Origin of the sequence: Chitinophaga agri, from assembly GCF_010093065.1 — a bacterium.
In the GTDB taxonomy this organism is placed as follows: Bacteria; Bacteroidota; Bacteroidia; order Chitinophagales; family Chitinophagaceae; genus Chitinophaga; species Chitinophaga agri.
Genome location: NZ_CP048113.1, coordinates 6,353,647 through 6,372,108, shown reverse-complemented (window position 1 = coordinate 6,372,108; position 18,462 = coordinate 6,353,647). Strand labels below are relative to the sequence as shown.

At 46.7% G+C, this 18,462-nt stretch carries 17 protein-coding genes; 9 read left to right on the top strand and 8 right to left on the bottom strand.

Features of this window, described 5'->3' with window-relative positions; all coding sequences use genetic code 11:
• The first annotated feature begins 259 nt into the window (after positions 1-259).
• The 3 genes from GWR21_RS25590 (at position 260) to GWR21_RS25580 (ending at position 3,288) form a co-directional block, all read left to right on the top strand.
• Positions 260-943: a phosphoadenylyl-sulfate reductase gene (locus tag GWR21_RS25590; protein WP_162334553.1), complete on the top strand. Its 684-nt coding sequence runs from the start codon at positions 260-262 to the stop codon at positions 941-943.
• Between the two features lie 76 nt (positions 944-1,019).
• Entirely contained in the window at positions 1,020-1,928 is a 909-nt protein-coding gene (gene cysD / locus GWR21_RS25585; RefSeq protein ID WP_162334552.1) for a sulfate adenylyltransferase subunit CysD, read from the top strand.
• Positions 1,929-2,040: 112 nt separating this feature from the next.
• The gene (locus tag GWR21_RS25580) at positions 2,041-3,288 is read left to right on the top strand and encodes a sulfate adenylyltransferase subunit 1 (RefSeq protein ID WP_162334551.1); all 1,248 of its coding nucleotides are present in this window, start codon (positions 2,041-2,043) and stop codon (positions 3,286-3,288) included.
• A 91-nt stretch (positions 3,289-3,379) separates the two neighbouring features.
• Here the strand turns inward: GWR21_RS25580 and GWR21_RS25575 are convergent, their stop codons facing one another.
• Complete coding sequence (locus GWR21_RS25575; protein ID WP_162334550.1) at positions 3,380-4,324, bottom strand: NAD-dependent epimerase/dehydratase family protein; 945 nt, start codon at positions 4,322-4,324, stop codon at positions 3,380-3,382.
• Positions 4,325-4,578: 254 nt separating this feature from the next.
• On the opposite strand from GWR21_RS25575, the gene kdsA reads away from it, so the two are divergent.
• Together kdsA and GWR21_RS25565 are read left to right on the top strand one after the other, a co-directional pair.
• Positions 4,579-5,403 (top strand): 3-deoxy-8-phosphooctulonate synthase, encoded by an 825-nt coding sequence (kdsA, locus tag GWR21_RS25570; RefSeq protein WP_162334549.1) that lies wholly within the window; start codon positions 4,579-4,581, stop codon positions 5,401-5,403.
• A gap of 195 nt (positions 5,404-5,598) precedes the next feature.
• Entirely contained in the window at positions 5,599-6,003 is a 405-nt protein-coding gene (locus GWR21_RS25565) for a hypothetical protein (protein WP_162334548.1), read from the top strand.
• Positions 6,004-6,082: 79 nt separating this feature from the next.
• Here the strand turns inward: GWR21_RS25565 and GWR21_RS25560 are convergent, their stop codons facing one another.
• Together GWR21_RS25560 and GWR21_RS25555 are read right to left on the bottom strand one after the other, a co-directional pair.
• Positions 6,083-6,880, bottom strand: a complete 798-nt coding sequence (locus GWR21_RS25560; protein WP_162334547.1) for a DUF4382 domain-containing protein — start codon at positions 6,878-6,880, stop codon at positions 6,083-6,085.
• Between the two features lie 771 nt (positions 6,881-7,651).
• The gene (locus tag GWR21_RS25555) at positions 7,652-7,873 is read right to left on the bottom strand and encodes a PspC domain-containing protein (protein ID WP_162334546.1); all 222 of its coding nucleotides are present in this window, start codon (positions 7,871-7,873) and stop codon (positions 7,652-7,654) included.
• A gap of 225 nt (positions 7,874-8,098) precedes the next feature.
• Between GWR21_RS25555 and GWR21_RS25550 the strand changes: the two genes are divergently transcribed.
• Both GWR21_RS25550 and GWR21_RS25545 read left to right on the top strand, forming a co-directional pair.
• Positions 8,099-10,369: an aconitate hydratase gene (locus tag GWR21_RS25550; protein ID WP_162334545.1), complete on the top strand. Its 2,271-nt coding sequence runs from the start codon at positions 8,099-8,101 to the stop codon at positions 10,367-10,369.
• 76 nt (positions 10,370-10,445) lie between these two features.
• Entirely contained in the window at positions 10,446-11,078 is a 633-nt protein-coding gene (locus tag GWR21_RS25545; RefSeq protein ID WP_162334544.1) for an HD domain-containing protein, read from the top strand.
• Between the two features lie 5 nt (positions 11,079-11,083).
• Here GWR21_RS25545 and GWR21_RS25540 read toward each other — a convergent pair whose 3' ends face one another.
• A complete protein-coding gene (locus GWR21_RS25540; protein ID WP_162334543.1) occupies positions 11,084-12,157 on the bottom strand; it encodes a DUF4421 domain-containing protein in 1,074 nt (357 codons plus the stop codon).
• A 74-nt stretch (positions 12,158-12,231) separates the two neighbouring features.
• Positions 12,232-12,723 carry a metallophosphoesterase family protein gene (locus GWR21_RS25535; RefSeq protein ID WP_162334542.1) on the bottom strand — a complete coding sequence of 164 codons (492 nt, stop codon included), beginning with the start codon at positions 12,721-12,723 and terminating at the stop codon, positions 12,232-12,234.
• Between the two features lie 67 nt (positions 12,724-12,790).
• Between GWR21_RS25535 and purU the strand changes: the two genes are divergently transcribed.
• On the top strand, positions 12,791-13,654 hold the full coding sequence (gene purU / locus GWR21_RS25530; RefSeq protein WP_162334541.1) for a formyltetrahydrofolate deformylase: 864 nt from the start codon (positions 12,791-12,793) through the stop codon (positions 13,652-13,654).
• A 44-nt stretch (positions 13,655-13,698) separates the two neighbouring features.
• Here the strand turns inward: purU and GWR21_RS25525 are convergent, their stop codons facing one another.
• From GWR21_RS25525 to hutG, 3 genes are all read right to left on the bottom strand, one after another.
• Positions 13,699-14,070 carry a nuclear transport factor 2 family protein gene (locus GWR21_RS25525; protein WP_162334540.1) on the bottom strand — a complete coding sequence of 124 codons (372 nt, stop codon included), beginning with the start codon at positions 14,068-14,070 and terminating at the stop codon, positions 13,699-13,701.
• Between the two features lie 154 nt (positions 14,071-14,224).
• Positions 14,225-14,821: a hypothetical protein gene (locus GWR21_RS25520; RefSeq protein WP_162334539.1), complete on the bottom strand. Its 597-nt coding sequence runs from the start codon at positions 14,819-14,821 to the stop codon at positions 14,225-14,227.
• A 128-nt stretch (positions 14,822-14,949) separates the two neighbouring features.
• On the bottom strand, positions 14,950-15,951 hold the full coding sequence (gene hutG / locus GWR21_RS25515; RefSeq protein ID WP_162334538.1) for a formimidoylglutamase: 1,002 nt from the start codon (positions 15,949-15,951) through the stop codon (positions 14,950-14,952).
• Positions 15,952-16,154: 203 nt separating this feature from the next.
• Between hutG and GWR21_RS25510 the strand changes: the two genes are divergently transcribed.
• Positions 16,155-18,401: a cellulase family glycosylhydrolase gene (locus tag GWR21_RS25510; protein WP_162334537.1), complete on the top strand. Its 2,247-nt coding sequence runs from the start codon at positions 16,155-16,157 to the stop codon at positions 18,399-18,401.
• Positions 18,402-18,462: the final 61 nt, after the last annotated feature.

Sequence of the window (18,462 nt, the reverse complement as noted above, 5' to 3'; positions counted from 1 at the left end):
TATTCTTCAGCATCCCCATTACTACCTGCCCTGCGGAGAGCTAACACCATTACAGCCATTAGCCCCCTTTCTCGAAATTCACATAACCACATGATATTCAACACGAAACAGCCCTTCTCCGTCCCATTTAAAAAAACCCTATCTTTTTTATAGAGTTTATGTATTTTTGTAAATATCAACAGTTGTCAAGCTATAAAGGAAGTATTACTGACATTCATAGGCAACTGTGAATGAATGTCAGGTTATTGAGATAGATCACATGGATAATATCAGTACAGCACTGGAAGGGTTAGATCCAATTGCTGCCATGCAGTATCTGGCAGCAGCATTTCCCGGAGCGGTGGCCTTCTCCACCTCATTTGGACAGGAAGATCAGGTGATTGCCGACATGATCTGGCGCGCCAACTTACCGATCAGGGTATTTACCCTTGATACAGGACGTTTGTTCCAGGAAACCTATGACCTGATGGACCTTACCCGTGCCCGCTATAAGCAACCTTTTGAGGTGTATTTTCCGGAAACGGCTGCAGTAGAAAAACTACTGCTGGAAAAAGGTCCTAACAGCTTCTACGAATCCGTTGAGAACCGTAAAGAATGCTGTAACATCCGGAAGGTAGTACCACTTAACCGCGCATTACAGGGTGTAAAGGTCTGGATCACCGGACTGCGCGCTGAACAATCGGAAAACCGCCAGTCACTCCACCCTATTGAGTGGGACGAAAGCAGACAGTTGTATAAGTACAATCCGCTTATTAACTGGACCTTTGACGAGATGATCAACTACCTGGCAGAAAAGAACGTTCCCTACAATAAACTGCATGATAAGGGCTTTATCTCCATCGGATGCGCTCCATGTACACGTGCTATCGAACCGGGCGAACATCCCCGTGCCGGAAGATGGTGGTGGGAAATCTCCAAAAAAGAATGCGGCCTGCATGGCTGATGTGACGTTTCCGTTTTATATTTTGTAACCGATTTTGATTCATCTGGTCCCCGAGGGACATTTAAATAAAAGACTTATGACCAATAAAATACAGTGGGAGTTTCCGCAGGCACTGGAAGACGAGGCCATCTATATTTTACGTGAAACAGCCGCACAGTTTGAACGCCCCGCCATCCTGTTCTCAGGTGGTAAGGATTCTATCACCATCGTACGACTGGCGCAAAAGGCATTTTACCCTGGTAAAGTTCCTTTTCCTTTACTGCATGTAGATACCGGCCACAACTTCCCCGAAACTATTCAGTTCCGTGACTGGCTGGTGGAATCACTGGGTCTTGATCTTAGAGTAAGATACGTGCAGGATAGTATCAATCAGGGTAAAGTGCAGGAAGAAACTGGTAAATACGCCAGCAGGAACGCACTTCAGACAGTCACCCTGCTGGATGCTATCGAAGAACTGAAATTTGACGCCTGCATCGGTGGTGCCCGTCGTGATGAAGAGAAAGCCCGTGCAAAAGAAAGGATCTTCTCTGTAAGAGATGAATTTGGTCAGTGGAACGCTAAAATGCAACGCCCTGAGCTGTTTGATATGCTGAATGGTAAAATCCAGCACGGCGAGAACGTGCGGGTATTCCCTATCTCTAACTGGACAGAACTGGACGTATGGAACTACATCCGCAGAGAGAAACTGGAAATTCCTTCCATCTACTTCTCTCACGAAAGAGAGATCATTGAGAGAGACGGTATGTACTGGCCCTACTCTCCATTCCTCAATACCACTGCAGAAGAAACACCTTTCCGTGAAAAAGTACGTTTCCGTACAGTAGGCGATATGACCTGTACCGCTGCTGTGATCTCCGAAGCGGATAAACTGGAAGATATCATCTCCGAAATACTGGAAGCCAAAATATCTGAAAGAGGCGCCCGCATTGACGATAAACGTTCCGAAGCCGCTATGGAAAAAAGAAAACAGGCCGGATACTTTTAATAAAGACCACCTGTTACGGCTCGCTTCATTCCCTCAGGAGGAATACGCATTAATCAACTAGTATAAAACCATAGCGGAGCATCACATGGCTCCGCGAATCAAAAAATAGAACATGGAGGTTTTACGTATAACCACTTCCGGCAGTGTAGATGATGGTAAAAGCACCCTGATCGGCAGATTGCTGTATGATACTCATTCCATTCCACAGGATAAAATGGAAGCACTGGATGCTGCCAGCAAACGTAAGGGACTTGACTTCACCGACCTGTCCCTGCTGACAGATGGTCTCGTCGCTGAACGTGAACAGGGTATTACGATTGACGTAGCACATATCTACTTCTCGACTCCTTCCCGTAAATATATCATCGCTGATACGCCGGGTCACATCGAGTATACACGTAACATGGTAACAGGTGCCTCCAACGCACAGGTATCCCTGATACTGATCGATGCCCGTAAAGGTATTGTCGAGCAAACCTACCGCCACTTCTTCATCGCCTGCCTGCTGCGTATTCCGTACCTGGTAGTGTGTGTAAATAAGATGGACCTGGTAGAATACAGTGAAGCGCGCTTTAATCAGATCGTGGAAGACTTCCAGCAACTGGTGGCCAACGCTACTTTCCAGGCGCCGGGTATCAAGTTCATTCCGATCTCTTCTCTCTATGGAGAAAATCTCGCTACACGCTCAGAAAAGATCAGCTGGTACTCCGGTGAATCTCTTCTGGAATACCTGGAGCAGATCACTTTTGATCATGCAGACAGCAGCCACCCTGCACGTTTCAAGGTACAGTCTGTGATCCGTCCGAAAACAGAAGCCTATCACGACTTTCGCGGTTTCGCCGGTAAAGTGGTGAGTGGTCATTTTAACGTGGGTGATGAGATCATTTCTCTGCCTTCACAGCAGAAGAGCCGTATCAAAACAATCGAGCAGTTCGAGACACAACTCACCACCGCAGAAGCACGCCAGAGCGTCGTCATTACACTGGAAGATGAAATTGATACCAGCCGTGGCAGCATGCTGTCTAAGCCGGAGAATGCGCCTGAATTGCTGAAAGACATTACAGCGCAGGTATGCTGGATGGACCAGACCAAACTGGTGCCAGGTAAGACATATCTGTTACAGCATGGCATCAACCGTGTGAAAGCGAAAGTACAGCAGATCATCCATGTGATCGATGTAACTTCCAATGCGATCCTGGAAGACAGGAAAGAGCTGGGACTGAACGATATTGGTAAAATAACGCTGAAGACAGCGCAACCGATCTTTGCAGACCGCTATGAGGCCAATCCTGCAAACGGTGCATTTATTCTGATAGATGAAATGAGCAATTCAACTGTTGCAGTTGGATTTGTAGCATAACGCTTTTAGCTGATACAGGAAAGGCGGGTGCAGTTGCACTCGCCTTTTTTTATACAGATAATAACTGTGATTGTTTCGATGTGATAACCGCTTATTTCTGCAGGTTCTTCAGCATATCCGTAGTCATATTCTCCAGGGAGAATTCTGGCTTCCATCCCCAGTCCTGACGGGCCAGGCTGTCATCCATGCTTGCAGGCCAGCCATCAGCGATCTGCTGACGATAGTCTGGTTCATAGCTGATGGTAAATTCAGGAATATGCTTTTTGATCTCAGCAGAGATCTCTTTAGGAGAGAAGCTCATACCGCCGAGGTTATAGGAAGAACGGATCTTTATTTTATCTTTTTCTGCTTCCATCAGCTCAATGGTAGCACGGATCGCATCCGGCATGTACATCATTGGCAGATAGGTATCTTCTTTCAGGAAGCAGGTATATTTCTTTTCTTCGAGGGCTTCATGGAAGATCTCTACAGCGTAATCAGTTGTACCACCACCTGGCGCTGACTTATAGCTGATCAGACCCGGGTAGCGCAGACTGCGTACATCTACGCCATAACGGTGGTTGTAGTATTCGCACCAACGTTCACCCGCAAATTTGCTGATACCATAGATGGTGGTCGGCTCAATGATCGTGTGCTGAGGCGTTTCTTCTTTCGGAGAATTAGGTCCGAATACAGCGATAGAACTTGGCCAGTATACCTTATCGATATTCTCTTCTTTCGCAATATCCAGTACGTTCAGCAGGCTTGCCATGTTGATATGCCATGCCAGCAGCGGGTTCTTTTCACCGGTAGCAGAAAGGATCGCAGCCAGCAGGTAGATCTGCGTAATATTGTGACGGATAACCAGTACGTGGAGCATCTCTTTGTTCATGACATCCAGTGACACATACGGACCTGAACCTTTCAGCAGCTCGTGTTCTTCACGAAGGTCGGATGCGATCACATTCGCGTCTCCGTACATCTTCCTTAATGCCAGTGTAAGTTCAACACCAATCTGCCCGCAGGCACCGATTACCAGTATTTTATCTTTCTTCATGCTATCTCGAATGAATGGCTTATTTAATTGAAACGTAATATTAACGGCTTCCGCAATAATTCCGAACTGCCTGCTTCAGCGCATGACAATGCGGTAACAATTCCAGGAAACCTCCCGGGAAAGATGCACGTCCAGTGAACACTCCATGGTTTTACATTACAATACTATGACAATCTACTGAATTATGATACGTGTCATTACTGAAAAGTAATCCCTTAGAATAGCGTAACTTTGCCACCTCAAATACAAAAATCATGTCAGCAACAACACATTTGAAATCCCTTTTTAAGGATCAGTACAATCCTGACAATTTTTTCCTGATCGCCGGCCCCTGTGTAGTAGAGGATGAAGCGCTGCTGATGCATGTAGCTGAAAAGGTATCAGGGATCTGCAAGAGACTGAATATTCCATATATTTTTAAGGCGTCTTATCGTAAGGCTAACCGTACCAGTATCAATTCCTTCAGTGGTGTTGGTGATGTGGAGGGACTGGATTTACTGCAAAAAGTAAAGGAAACATTTGATCTGCCTGTCACAACGGATATACACTCTGCTGCGGAAGCCGCTATGGCCGCTGCCTATGTAGATATATTACAGATACCCGCATTTCTCTGCCGCCAGACGGATATCCTGATCGCTGCCGCAGAAACCGGCAAAGTAGTGAATGTAAAGAAAGGCCAGTTTGTAAGTGGTGAGGCGATGAAGTTTGCCGTTGAAAAAGTGAAAAATGCAGGTAACGAAAAAGTGTGGTTAACAGAGCGTGGTACAACGTTCGGTTATCAGGACCTGGTCGTTGACTACCGTAATATTCCGATCATGCGTGAACATGGTGTACCTGTTATCATGGATTGTACACACTCCCTGCAACAGCCCAACCAGACCAGCGGCGTAACTGGTGGTAATCCAAAACTGATCAGCACTATCGCTAAAGCAGCTATTGCTACCGGCGCGGATGGTCTGTTTATCGAAACACACCCTGACCCTGCCTGTGCGAAGTCAGATGGCGCTAATATGCTGCATCTTGACCTGCTGGAAGGATTACTGGAAGACCTGGTAAGGATCCGTGAGGTAGTGAGATAATGCACATATCCGCGGTATTATAGTTAATATCATTGGTGAATAGTCCATAGACGATTGCTGGCCTGTGTTTTGTACAAAAAACAATACAGGAAAATAGCTATAGTCTATGGACTATTTCTTATATTTAGAATAAGACTACGACCAACTCTTTTCAGACTATAACTATAATACTAACACCCAAAATTTTTATTCACCATGATCAATTTACATGATGTAAAAGCAGGAGATACAGTTTTAGTGGAGTATGAAGGTAAAACGGTGGAAGGTCAGGTATTGGAAGTTAACCGCGAAGACAAACAGGTATGTGTATTAACCGGAGAACAGGAATTCTGGTATGAACTGAAAGACCTCTATTCTATTCCACTAAATGAAGAACAGTTACTGAAACTTAAGTTTAAGAAAGACGAGTCCCTGTCAGTGAATGGCCAGGGCGAAATCTATGTACGCGGTCCCTTCTCGGTAAAACTGCATACACTTCCCGATGGCGGACCAGGCACGAGGCTGGACTACCGTGATGAACACCGGGAGATCAAAGGTTCCATCACTGTGAATCAGTTACAGAACCATTATCACGCAATGACAAATTTCCATCTGGACTAAGATATCCTCCGAAAGAAAAAATCCATCCGCCGCAGGCAGATGGATTTTTTTATTGTATTAACGATCACTGTATGTACGATTAGCGTACCAGTGTCAGTGTATCTATCTTGGTTACCTTACCCGTTTCCACTGTTACATTCTGTTTTACAGCAGGTTGCAGTGTAGGATCTACAGAGATGTAGTGCAGGGAATAGGTGCCTGCTGCAACGCCTTTCAGCATATAACCGCCACCCAGGCCTGAATAAGTGCTGGCAACCGTGTCAGTACCACTCAGTAACAGTACAGATGATGGCAATATTGCCGGCAGTACTACCCCCTGGATGCTACCACCCTGCGCTTCCAGTATAGTTCTGATCACTGGCTTCAGGATATATTTACCCGAATTACCAGCTTCGTGTATAGACTTAGCCACATCGAAATCAAGCAGCAATTTATACAGAATACCACCAGATACCGGCATATTGATCTTCAGTTTCACACCGGAAGACTGTCCGCTGGGTGTCTGTAATTTAACAGAGTCGCCACCGTTAGTTACCACCCAGTTATTATCGCCCAGTACAAGTCTGATCTCCTTGATCGTACCAGATAGGATCTCTGCGTCAGCCAGTACCGTGTCTTTGTCATTTACAAGCGTGAGCAGATTATAACGACCCTTTTTGAAACCGGCTAATGTCTGCCAGCCGTTATCGTCGTTGTCATTGTAATTGACATTGACATCCTGTACATCGATGTAAACGGCCTTAAAATCTCCCGGATCGTCGGTCAGTGCGACCTGTATACGTGCTTTGCCCTGATTGTCGTCTTTTGAGCAGGCATTGATGAATAACGTGGTGCTTACAAGCAGCGCTCCTGCTGCCAGCTGTTTTAATACAGGCATTCTCATTGTATAGTGTATTTGGTTAAAATTTTTCGGTATTTCAGGGCCGAAGATATTATAAGAATCTAAATATATTTTGAATTTCAGCCACCATACTACATGCAGGCGTACAAAAACCATGCGAAAGCATTGGTTATGAGATATAAGTTTTTTCAATAAACAAAGAACTTTTTTGCAGACCCGGGTACCGGCGAAGCAACAGGAATAATGTTCCTGCCACTGGTAATTACCCGCTAACCGTGTCTGCTGTTACAATATTAGCACAATCACCTGGTCGTTTCTGACCTTTGTACGCGAACTGCACAATCATGTACGTGAACTGCAGAATACGGGGGTGGATTTAAAAAATGAACCATTTATATATCTATAGGATATAGCATATGCTACGCCACTCGTTAGGTGCCGGTCAGGTATTGTTCAGGTAAGCTTTCTCTTACGTTCCTCTTACGTTTTAAGACGTAAGAGAAACGTAAGAGAAAGCTTACCTGAACAATACGAAATGAAGTATTAAACGACAGAATGATCAACTCAAAGGAAGTATTTCGTCCTGAATGCCCCCTATCGGCCTCTTTTGATCGTTTGGACGAACAACGGTAGAACTAGCGACGAACTAGCGACGAACAAGCGGGGGAAAAAATACCTCTTTCCATGGAAAATATCATAATATGTTGTACAAATTACCGAATAAGATGCCGTTAGCATGCCTTGGGGATGGCTGCATTTGTCTATTGCTTAAATTGCCGCAGGTTAACGAATAATCGTGAATGGAAGCTATAAATACCTGAGGGGGTTTCTGCGGGCGTTAAGGATGTAATTTTTCATATTCACCCAGAAAGCCATGATCATGTAAACAATAATTGGGGAACCCATCGTCAGGAACGAGGTATAGATAAAAAACAGGCGGATACGTGAGGTTGCTATACCCAGCTTATTGCCGATAGCGGTACAAACCCCGAAGGCCTGCCATTCCACGTAATCTTTAAGTCTATTCATATATCAAATTTATTACAATTCCGGGTCAAAAACAAGTCCAAATTCCGGTCAGGGAACCGGCTGGCAGTGTGTTGGCATTGAATTAGCAGCATATGTGGCAGTCGTTCAGGCCGGGCTTTTTATGAGTTGATCGTTTGTAGCCAACCGCCTACATATCTTTTAAAAGCTTGTTGAATTTAATTAATTTTGCGGTGCATTTCTAATAAGGTCTTAAATTATTTTTCCATGGTGTTTGATATCGAAATGATTAAAAAAGTGTATGCGGCACTGCCGGGTAAGGTGGAAGCTACCCGTAAAATGCTGGGTCGCCCGCTGACACTTTCTGAAAAGATTTTATATGCTCACTTATTTGCGCCAACCACTAACTCGTTCGAGCGTGGAAAGTCTTATGTGGAGTTTGCGCCCGATCGTGTAGCGATGCAGGACGCTACTGCACAGATGGCACTGTTGCAGTTCATGACCTGTGGTCGTGATAAGGTAGCTGTTCCTTCTACCGTACACTGTGATCACCTTATTCAGGCTAAAACAGGCGCTGCGGAAGACCTGGCCACTGCTGTGGATACCAACAAAGAAGTATACGACTTCCTGGCTTCAATTTCTAACAAATATGGCATCGGTTTCTGGAAACCAGGTGCGGGTATCATTCACCAGGTTGTACTGGAAAACTATGCTTTTCCGGGCGGTCTGATGATCGGTACCGACTCTCACACCCCTAACGCGGGTGGGTTAGGTATGCTCGCTATCGGTGTAGGTGGTGCGGATGCCGTTGACGTGATGGCAGGCCTTCCTTGGGAACTGAAAATGCCTAAACTGATCGGTGTCAAGCTGACGGGTAAACTGAGCGGCTGGTCCTCTCCTAAAGATATCATTCTGAAAGTTGCAGGCGTACTGACTGTGAAAGGCGGTACGGGTTGCATCGTTGAATATTTCGGTGAAGGTGCTGATAACCTCAGCGCTACCGGTAAAGGTACTATCTGTAACATGGGTGCGGAAATAGGTGCTACCTGCTCCGTATTCGCCTATGACAGCAAAATAGCTGGCTACCTGCAGGCGACCAGCCGCGCAGAAATCGCTACACTGGCTGATGGTATAAAAGAACACCTGCGCCCGGATGCTGAAGTATATGCTGATCCTTCCAAATACTACGACCAGGTGATCGAAATCAACCTGAGCGAACTGGAGCCGCATGTAAATGGTCCGTTCACACCGGATCTGGCATGGCCTATCTCCAAATTTGCACAGGCTGTGAAAGAAAATAACTGGCCTGAGAAACTGGAAGTAGCCCTGATCGGCTCCTGTACCAACTCTTCTTACGAAGACATCTCCCGTGCTGCTTCACTGGCGAAACAGGCGGTTGACAAAAACCTCGACGTAAAAGCAGAATATACTATCACCCCAGGTTCTGAACTGGTACGTTACACCATCGAAAGAGATGGACTGTTGAACACCTTCGACCAGATCGGTGGTGTTGTGCTGGCAAATGCCTGCGGTCCGTGTATTGGTCAGTGGGCCCGTCACATCGACGATCCTAACCGTAAAAACTCCATCATCACTTCCTTCAACCGTAACTTCGCGAAGAGAAATGATGGTCTGGCTGCTACACATGCCTTCGTGGCCTCTCCTGAGATCGTTACGGCTTTTGCTATCGCCGGCGATCTGACCTTCAACCCGCTGACCGACAAGCTGAAAACCAGAGATGGTAAGGAAGTAATGCTGGACGAACCAACCGGTTTTGAACTGCCAACCAAAGGTTTCGCTGTAGATGATCCGGGTTACCAGGCGCCTGCTGCAGATGGTAGCAGTGTACAGGTGATCGTATCTCCAACCAGCGACCGCCTGCAACTGCTGGCACCATTCGCTCCATGGGAAGGTACCGATCTGAAAGGACTGCAACTGCTGATCAAGGCAAAAGGTAAATGTACCACTGACCACATCTCTATGGCGGGTCCATGGTTAAAATACCGTGGTCACCTTGATAACATCTCCAATAACATGCTGATCGGTGCATTGAATGCATTCAATGATAAAACTGATACTGTTAAGAACCAGCTGACCGGCGAATATGCAGGTGTACCAGTGGTACAGCGTGCTTATAAAGCAGCTAATATCGGTTCAGTGGTAGTAGGTGATGAAAACTATGGTGAAGGTTCCAGCCGTGAACACGCAGCCATGGAACCACGTCACCTGGGCGTTCGTGCTATCCTGGTGAAATCTTTCGCCCGTATCCACGAAACAAACCTGAAAAAACAGGGTATGCTCGGACTGACCTTTGCTAACAAGGAAGATTACGACAAGATCCAGGAAGACGATACATTCGACATCCTTGGTCTGACCACCTTCGCTCCTGGTAAACAGCTGACTGTTGTGGCTAACCACAAAGATGGCAGCAAGGACGAAATTCCGGTAAACCACACTTACAATGAACAACAGATCGAGTGGTTCAAAGCTGGTGGTGCACTGAATGTGATCCGTGCCCAGTTCGCTAAAAAAGCATAATAGCCATTCGCTATAAATCATAAAGTATCCCGTCTGCATCCGCAGGCGGGATTTTTATTTTTACCTTTGCCACCTTATGTACACGGAAACTTTACAAAACCTCTGGCAGCAGCTGCTGGAACCATATACCAAAGAGCAGTCACTGATAGACGAAAGCTTTGAACAGATCGTCGCTCAGTACAGCCAGCCGCACCGGCACTACCACACCCTGCATCATGTCTACACGCTGCTGCAACTGCTGCTGGAGCATAGCGACCTCATTGCTGACAATGAAAACTTCCTGCTGGCCATTTACTTCCATGATGCGGTCTATGATGTAAAAGCGGCTGATAATGAAGAAAGAAGCGCGATGGCTGCCGCAGAGTTCCTTTTCCAGACCACTTACCCTGCTGCGGACATTGAAGGCGTTATGCAACTGATAAGGGCCACTAAAACACATGAGAACCCCGGTAATAATCCAGACATAGATTACTTCCTGGATTTTGACCTTTCCATATTAAGCGCGCCTGCTGATACCTACAATGCATATGCACAGCAAATAAGAGCGGAATACAGCATTTATGAGGATGAGGTCTATCATGCAGGCAGAAAGAAAGTATTGCAGCATTTCCTGGACCTGCCCTCTATCTACAAAACTGACCTGTTCAGGGATAAACGCGAAGCGATCGCCCGTCAGAATATCACGGCCGAACTACAATCGTTGTCATAACGTGATCAGAACAACTGTTTCTTTAATGTAAATCTTCTGGCCAGGCTGATACGGAAATTGCCCGCTCCCATTGTCTGATAGGTATCAGGCACAGGAGACTGACTCCGTGTAGTGAGGTATACATAGTGTATGCCGGCAAAATACCGGCTGGAATTATAACCGAAGGAGATACGTACATTATTGTTATACTGGAGTCCTGCTTTCCTCAGATCGGTATTGGCAACCCTGTTCATTACGGTGTAGTTCACACCCAGGCTGCCACTCAGCGACAGGGTGGTGAACCAGTGCTGTTTGATCACGAAGGTATGTGCATAGCCGGCGTTAGCAGCTGCGCTGAGGATACGCGTCCGGTAAAAGTTCTCATCATTAAAGAAGCCCGTCTTCTGAATGTACGAAGGGATCAGACCGGAGTCGCCTTTCATGCGCACACCAAAGATCTCTCCACCCACGAGGAAGGAACCCGCACTCTTCTTCTGATAGTCATTTTGCAGATAAGCCGCCCTGTAGGAAAAACGCTTCGCATTGAAGACATACTGGACGTTCAGTCCGATGTTGACGTTACGGGCATCCGGACGGATCATTTCCACGTTATTGGAACCTGCATTCGTCCCAAGACCGCCGCTGATCAGTTTCCTGGTGTTGGCGATGTAATAGCCTTTATAGATCTGACCGTAAAAGTCTACCACCAGCTTACGCGTATAGATATGCGTCTGCAGGTCGAGCATCTTCGTCTGGCCATATTCACCTGTTTCTTTATTAATAGCAGGCAGGTTGAAAGCGATGTTTATAGCAAGGAAGCGGTAGTTGAAACCCACACCGACGTTGAAGGGTGTATTGGGTCTGTAGAGTACTTCTTTCGAATTGCTGGAGTTAACGATGCCATTATCCGTAATACTACCATCTACAATAGAGTTATCCACAATATCATAGTTGTTGTACTTACGGGAGCCGAATACCCGGAAAGTGATATCTTTTGTGTGCTCTTCAATGTAATTGGAGTCATTCTCTGTTTCCAGCCACTTGGTAGCCCGTTTAAACAGTGAAACCTCCTGTGCAGAAACAGCTACACAAAAACACATACACCCCAACAATAAGGTTAGCCATTTCAGCATCATCGAATAATTCTAAATAACATTAATACTTTGTCATTCACTCACTTAGGCAGCTCAATCACCTCGAGGTTACTGATCTTTCCTGCTGACAACTCAAACCGCAACAAAGTTTTGACCTTATGCCATCCCTGTATACCGCAGGCGCCCGGATTCATATGCAATAAGTGATAAGCCGGGTCCGGCATTACTTTTAATATGTGAGAATGACCACAAATAAATAGCGCAGGTTTGTGCTCTCTTAGCGCTTCTCTGACACCGGGGGCATATTTACCCGGATATCCCCCAATATGGGTCATAAATACCTTTACCTGCTCCAGCTCAAAGTGCAGGTTCAGCGGATAGCGCACCCGCAGGTCCGCGCCATCGACATTGCCGTATACCGCACGAAAAGGCTTGAAAGCCTCCAGTTTATCCGCCAGTTCCACATTACCAATGTCCCCTGCGTGCCAGATCTCATCTACCTGATCGAAATATTTAAATACATCCGGATGCAGGTAACTATGGGTATCTGACATCAAACCTATCTTCTTCATGCGTCAAAATTGGGCCAAAAGTAAAATAACATTTAGTATTTTACTGAGAATATATATACCTATTTTTATGCAGACCGATATTACCGGCAGGTTACTGATCTGCTGTCCGGACCGGCCCGGTATAGTAGCCAGGGTGTCACAGTTCCTGTTTACCTATGGTGCAAACATTCTTGATGCCAGCCAGCACAGCACTGATCCGAAAGAAGGGGTCTTTTTTATGCGCATGGTATTTCACCTGGAAAATACAGCCGTTACCATTGCAGAACTGGAAAAACAGTTCCAGGAAACCGTAGCAACACCGCTGCAGATGGACTGGAAAATTAATTATACAAATCACCGGAAGAAGATGGCCATCATGGTGTCGCGCTACGACCATTGCCTGATGGAGTTGTTATGGCGCTGGCGTAGCGGGGAATTAGCTGTGGATATTCCGCTGGTGATCTCCAATCATGAAGACCTGCGACAACTGACAAAAGTATTCGGTATTCCTTTTCATTATCTGCCGGTAGATGCGGATAATAAGGCAGAAAAAGAAAAACAGGCCATACAACTGATACAGGATGCAAACGCCGACTTTATTGTACTGGCGCGTTACATGCAGATCCTCTCTCCTTCGTTTGTCAGCACATTCCCCGGAAAGATCATCAATATTCATCATTCATTCCTGCCTGCATTTGCAGGGGCCAATCCATATAAGAACGCTTATACACGCGGCGTAAAACTGATCGGTGCTACCGCTCACTATGTAACTGACGACCTGGACGAAGGACCGATCATTGACCAGGACGTAGCCAGAGTGAGTCACCGGCATGCCGTGAATGATCTTGTGATGCTGGGAAGGGATATAGAACGGCAGGTGCTGATAAGAGGTGTAGTGGCACATGTGGAAGACAGGGTGATCATCCACGGCAATAAAACCATCGTATTTTAAACAGCCGGCATCCCTGTATCGGGACCATACAGGGATACCGCTCTTTAGCTGATCAGGGCGGTCTGATGGCCCAGCATCCGCCAGTGCGCTCCTTCCCTGCGCCACACAGCCAGGTAAGCGGAATGCATGTCTTTATAGTTACCATTGATCATCCCCCTGATGGCTACTGTGCCCTGTATCATTAAACCATCCTCTCCGATAGTGGACACATTCACTATATGCGGTGTGACCTCCTCGTATTGAAAGATCCTGGCCGTTACCTTACTGAGATAAGCAGACTTGCTATCCCCCTGTCCTGTTGAATGCCCGTAATACAGGTCTTCAGACAGCAGTGCTGACAATGTCTGTACATCGTTGGTGGCCTGCGCATTTGCCCTGCTATGTTCGAGTTGCAAAGCGAGTTCCTTTATTTCCATAAGACGTTATTTGTAATGATGTGTCACTGCAAGTTATCTCTTCATGGTACGGCGGACAATTATTTCTGCTGTCATATTTACGGTTAGATATATAAAAATAACACCCCGTCCTTTATGAGGACGGGGTGTTATTTTTATATATCTTGTGCAGTGATTATTTCTTAATAAAACGACCGATGCCCCTGCCTGCAGTTGCATACGATTCGGTAATACGTGCGCCGGTGTCAAAGTCCATTCCGAAGGCCATTCTGCCGGGTGCTTTATCTACAGATAATTTCGCCACCACTTTACTTTTATCTGCAGTCTCCACAATCCATGCCTCACCATTGATATAGGCGTTCTTACGCGCTACACCTACGTTAAAGCCAGGCTCTATGAAAGTTGTTTTAAAGATCAGTGTATATTTTGCGGAAGGGAATGCACCGGCTTTAATGCCTGCACTTTCTGTAAACAGTTCTTCAAATTTTGGTTCGAAGCGCGCTTCTCTGTCAGCTTTCCAGGCAGCAGCCCAGGTATCGCCTTTGCCACTTTCTTTCTTGTTGTAATCGTCTGTTTTCTTTTTGATATAATCATCTTCATTATCAAACTCACCGACTTTTACATGCTCATAGGTGAACTCGGTGTTGATCTCTGTTTGTCCCTTTATAGCGGAAAGATTGCCTTCCTGTACTCTGACTTTCTGGGCATCGGCCGCAAGCGTGGAGGATAACATAATAGCTGCAACGACAGCTATTTTGGGGAGGAGGTTCATGGTAATATTGTTTTTTGTACATCAAATATAAAAAAGGCACTCAAAAAACAAGTATCCTCCGGAAAGATTTGCGGGATGTACGCACTGCTTTGCGGAGGATACACTATTACCTGGCTATCACTCATCAACTAGTGATAGTGCAGATTACTGATCATTTCAAATAACAGGGCAGCACCCAGTTTAGCGGTACGGTTATCCACATCCAGGGAAGGGTTCAGTTCTGCGATATCTATACCCGCCAGCTTGCCACTCTGCAATACGGCGCGGTAACATTCGAGGAACAGACCGTCAGGACGGATACCATTATAGGCTGTCGCACTCACTCCCGGGGCAAAAGCGGCCGAAAAAACGTCCAGGTCTATAGTCAGGTATACATGGTCCACATCTCTCAGGAACTGGCTGATAGCCGCCTGTAAAAGCACTTTATCCTGCAGGTGAAAAGCATCCGCATCCACATACTGTACATCCAGGTCGCCCGCTATACGGAACAACTGCTGTGTGTTGCTGTTTGCCTGCACGCCAACAGCCAGGTAACAGAAAGGCGTACCTTCCAGTTTGCAGTCCTGGGCCAGTTGCCAGAAACCGGTGCCGGAAGTAGGGCCTTCCGCTCCCGTCATCCGCAGATCGAAGTGTGCGTCTATATTCAGCAGTCCCAGTTTCTCACCACGCTTACGCATTCTCAGGTGCTGATAAATACCCTGTGCATGTCCATAGGTGATTTCATGACCACCACCCAGCAAGACCGGTAAATAACCTGCTTTACGTATAGTCAGTACGGTATCAGAGAGTGACTGCTGCGCTGTTTCCAGTTGTCCGTCTTTACAGACGATATCACCTGCATCGATCAATAGCAGATCACTGTCAAAGTGTACAGGGAAATTGGCGGCAGCCTTCCGCAATGCGGCAGGACCTTCTGCGGCACCTACCCGGCCCTTGTTACGGCGTACCCCTTCATCACTCGAAAACCCCAGGAAAACCAGTCCCTGCTGATGTGGCTTTAACACCGGCAAAGAACCATTCAGCAGGTTTACGGGTGTAATACGCTGATGCCAGCGCAGTAATTCCTCATCAGTACCATCTATCCTTCCTGTCCACCCTACAGGTGGTCTGTAAAAATCTGATTGCATCATAGGGTACAAAGTTAGTACTGTTGATTAAAATGTAACTGGTTTTTCCCTATATTGCAGCAAACGATTGCATAAGACCTGTAGCGACTGAACGACCTATTGCCTGTAGCCGAGACCTATATCGTAACCATATCAATTTCCACTTATGTAACCATTACAATATCAACATAGTTTTATTTTTAATCACCCTCAAAACGACTATTCAAATGAAGAAGAACGGAACTTCCCTTTCTTTCCGGCTGGCAGCATTCTTAATATGCCTGCTCAGTATCAGTTCACATGCCGGTGCGCAGACGCCGGTACAGCAAAATGGCCAACTACAGGTGATCGGCACCAAACTATGCAACCAGTATGGCAACCCGATCCAGCTCAGAGGCATGAGCACGCATGGTATCCAGTGGTATGGCTGGGGAAGCTGTCTGACAGCCGCCTCTCTCGATGCACTGGCATATGACTGGGGCGCTGACATACTCCGTATATCCCTGTATGTACAGGAAGGCGGATATGAAACTGACCCTACCGGCTTTACCAACCAGGTGAACCGCCTCATTGAAGAAGCCACTGCCCGTGGCATGTATGCACTGGTGGACTGGCACCAGCTGACTCCCGGCGATCCTAACTACAACCTGGCCAGAGCGAAGACATTCTTCTCTGCCATCGCCAACACACACAAGAATAAGAACAATATCATCTATGATATCTGTAATGAGCCTAACTCGGGGGCTACCTGGGCGAAGATCAAGACTTATGCCGATCAGATGATCCCGCACATACGCGCTATCGACAACGACGCCGTGATACTCGTAGGTACGCATGGCTGGTCTACAATGGGCCTCTCCGGTGATGGTTCCCTGCAGGATATTCTGAACAATCCGCTGCAATTCCCCAACATCATGTACACTTTCCATTTCTATGCAATGGATCATCGTACACCTTACCTGAATCAGCTGAATACTGCCTCCAACCAACTGCCTGTATTCGTAACTGAATTCGGTACACAGGAGGCCAGCGGCGATGGTCCTAATGACTTTGCGATGGCACAGCAGTTCATTGACCTGATGGCCAGCAAGAAAATTAGCTGGACCAACTGGAACTACTCCGATGACCCACGTTCCGGCGCCGTATGGATAAGCGGCACCTGTTCCAATGGTCCGTGGACGACGGCCAGGCTCAAACCTGCCGGTGCCTGGATACGCGAACGTATGTTAAACCCCGCGGATAATTTCCCCGGTGGGAATGTATGTGTACCGGTATCAGCCAGTGCCAATGATGGTAATATACCCGCCAATGTACAGGACAATGATTACAACACCCGCTGGTCAGCAGAAGGCGACGGGCAATGGATACAATTCTGTCTGTCCAACACCACCGTTATTACCGGTGTGAATATCGCCTTTTACAATGGCACTACCCGACGCACGAACTTCGATATCCTGACCAGTACTGACGGCTCCAGCTGGACATCAGCCGCCAGTGGACTGCAAAGCAGCGGTACCTCCAATGCGCTGGAATCATTTACGTTCCCTGCACGTAGTGCTAAACATGTCAGGATAGTAGGACATGGTAATACCGTGAATGCTTGGAACAGCCTCACAGAAGTAAGGATCATCTCTTCTTCTTCCACACAGCAAACCACACTCGCACCATTACAGGATGCATATGTAAGAAACGGTGACTATGCCGCCACCACACATGGCACTACAGATGCAGCCGTATTAATGAGTAAGCTCAATTCAACAACGACAACCGGTTACGACAGACAAACCTTCCTTCGTTTTGATGTCAGTGGTGTAAGTAATATCGGTTCCGCTGTGTTAAGAGTGTATGGCAAAATTGAAGATAACCGCGTAACCAACATCCCTGTTGGTGTATACGCAGTCGCTAATACAACCTGGTCAGAATCTACCTTAACATGGAACAATAAACCTGCTGCGGGCACTGCTGCATTAACGACTACTACTGTAACAGATTCCACCGGCAGATATTATTCATGGGATATCACCAGTTACGTACAAACAGAGAAAGCAGCAGGACGTAATGGTATATCACTGGCGTTACTGAGCAATACCGGTGTAGATCCGCGTATCATGTGGCGTTCAAAAGAAGCAGGATTAACAGCTCCCCAACTGGTGATCACGTCAACAGCCAGCGCTGCAAAACAGGCGGTAACTGCTCCTGTAAAACAGCCGGTGAAATTGCAGACATCACTGACCAGCTATCCGAATCCGTTTGGAGATAACAGCACAGTGAGCTTCTTCCTGGAAAAACCGGCAGATGTATTACTGGCAGTGTATGATATTAATGGTAAGCAGGTAGCAGTATTGAAACGTGGCAGACTGGATGCAGGCCAGTATAATACAGCACTTAGCAGTGCACAGTTGCCGAAGGGCGTGTATACGTTAAAACTTGTGTATGGAGAGAAAGCGATCACGCGTAAAGTAGTGAAGCAGTAAAGCAATTACACTCCGTTTAAAATCGCAATAACAAAAGGAAGGCAGCTCTTTGTAAAGAGCT

Excerpts from the sequence above, each read along its gene's own strand:
- GWR21_RS25575 (WP_162334550.1), bottom strand. The coding sequence starts at position 4,324 with ATGAAGAAAGATAAAATACTGGTAATCGGTGCCTGCGGGCAGATTGGT.
- cysD (WP_162334552.1), top strand. The coding sequence starts at position 1,020 with ATGACCAATAAAATACAGTGGGAGTTTCCGCAGGCACTGGAAGACGAG.
- GWR21_RS25590 (WP_162334553.1), top strand. The coding sequence starts at position 260 with ATGGATAATATCAGTACAGCACTGGAAGGGTTAGATCCAATTGCTGCC.
- GWR21_RS25520 (WP_162334539.1), bottom strand. The coding sequence starts at position 14,821 with ATGAACCTCCTCCCCAAAATAGCTGTCGTTGCAGCTATTATGTTATCC.
- GWR21_RS25550 (WP_162334545.1), top strand. The coding sequence starts at position 8,099 with ATGGTGTTTGATATCGAAATGATTAAAAAAGTGTATGCGGCACTGCCG.
- GWR21_RS25510 (WP_162334537.1), top strand. The coding sequence starts at position 16,155 with ATGAAGAAGAACGGAACTTCCCTTTCTTTCCGGCTGGCAGCATTCTTA.
- GWR21_RS25535 (WP_162334542.1), bottom strand. The coding sequence starts at position 12,723 with ATGAAGAAGATAGGTTTGATGTCAGATACCCATAGTTACCTGCATCCG.
- GWR21_RS25555 (WP_162334546.1), bottom strand. The coding sequence starts at position 7,873 with ATGAATAGACTTAAAGATTACGTGGAATGGCAGGCCTTCGGGGTTTGT.
- GWR21_RS25565 (WP_162334548.1), top strand. The coding sequence starts at position 5,599 with ATGATCAATTTACATGATGTAAAAGCAGGAGATACAGTTTTAGTGGAG.
- kdsA (WP_162334549.1), top strand. The coding sequence starts at position 4,579 with ATGTCAGCAACAACACATTTGAAATCCCTTTTTAAGGATCAGTACAAT.
- purU (WP_162334541.1), top strand. The coding sequence starts at position 12,791 with ATGCAGACCGATATTACCGGCAGGTTACTGATCTGCTGTCCGGACCGG.
- GWR21_RS25580 (WP_162334551.1), top strand. The coding sequence starts at position 2,041 with ATGGAGGTTTTACGTATAACCACTTCCGGCAGTGTAGATGATGGTAAA.
- GWR21_RS25560 (WP_162334547.1), bottom strand. The coding sequence starts at position 6,880 with ATGCCTGTATTAAAACAGCTGGCAGCAGGAGCGCTGCTTGTAAGCACC.
- GWR21_RS25545 (WP_162334544.1), top strand. The coding sequence starts at position 10,446 with ATGTACACGGAAACTTTACAAAACCTCTGGCAGCAGCTGCTGGAACCA.
- GWR21_RS25525 (WP_162334540.1), bottom strand. The coding sequence starts at position 14,070 with ATGGAAATAAAGGAACTCGCTTTGCAACTCGAACATAGCAGGGCAAAT.
- hutG (WP_162334538.1), bottom strand. The coding sequence starts at position 15,951 with ATGATGCAATCAGATTTTTACAGACCACCTGTAGGGTGGACAGGAAGG.
- GWR21_RS25540 (WP_162334543.1), bottom strand. The coding sequence starts at position 12,157 with ATGTGTTTTTGTGTAGCTGTTTCTGCACAGGAGGTTTCACTGTTTAAA.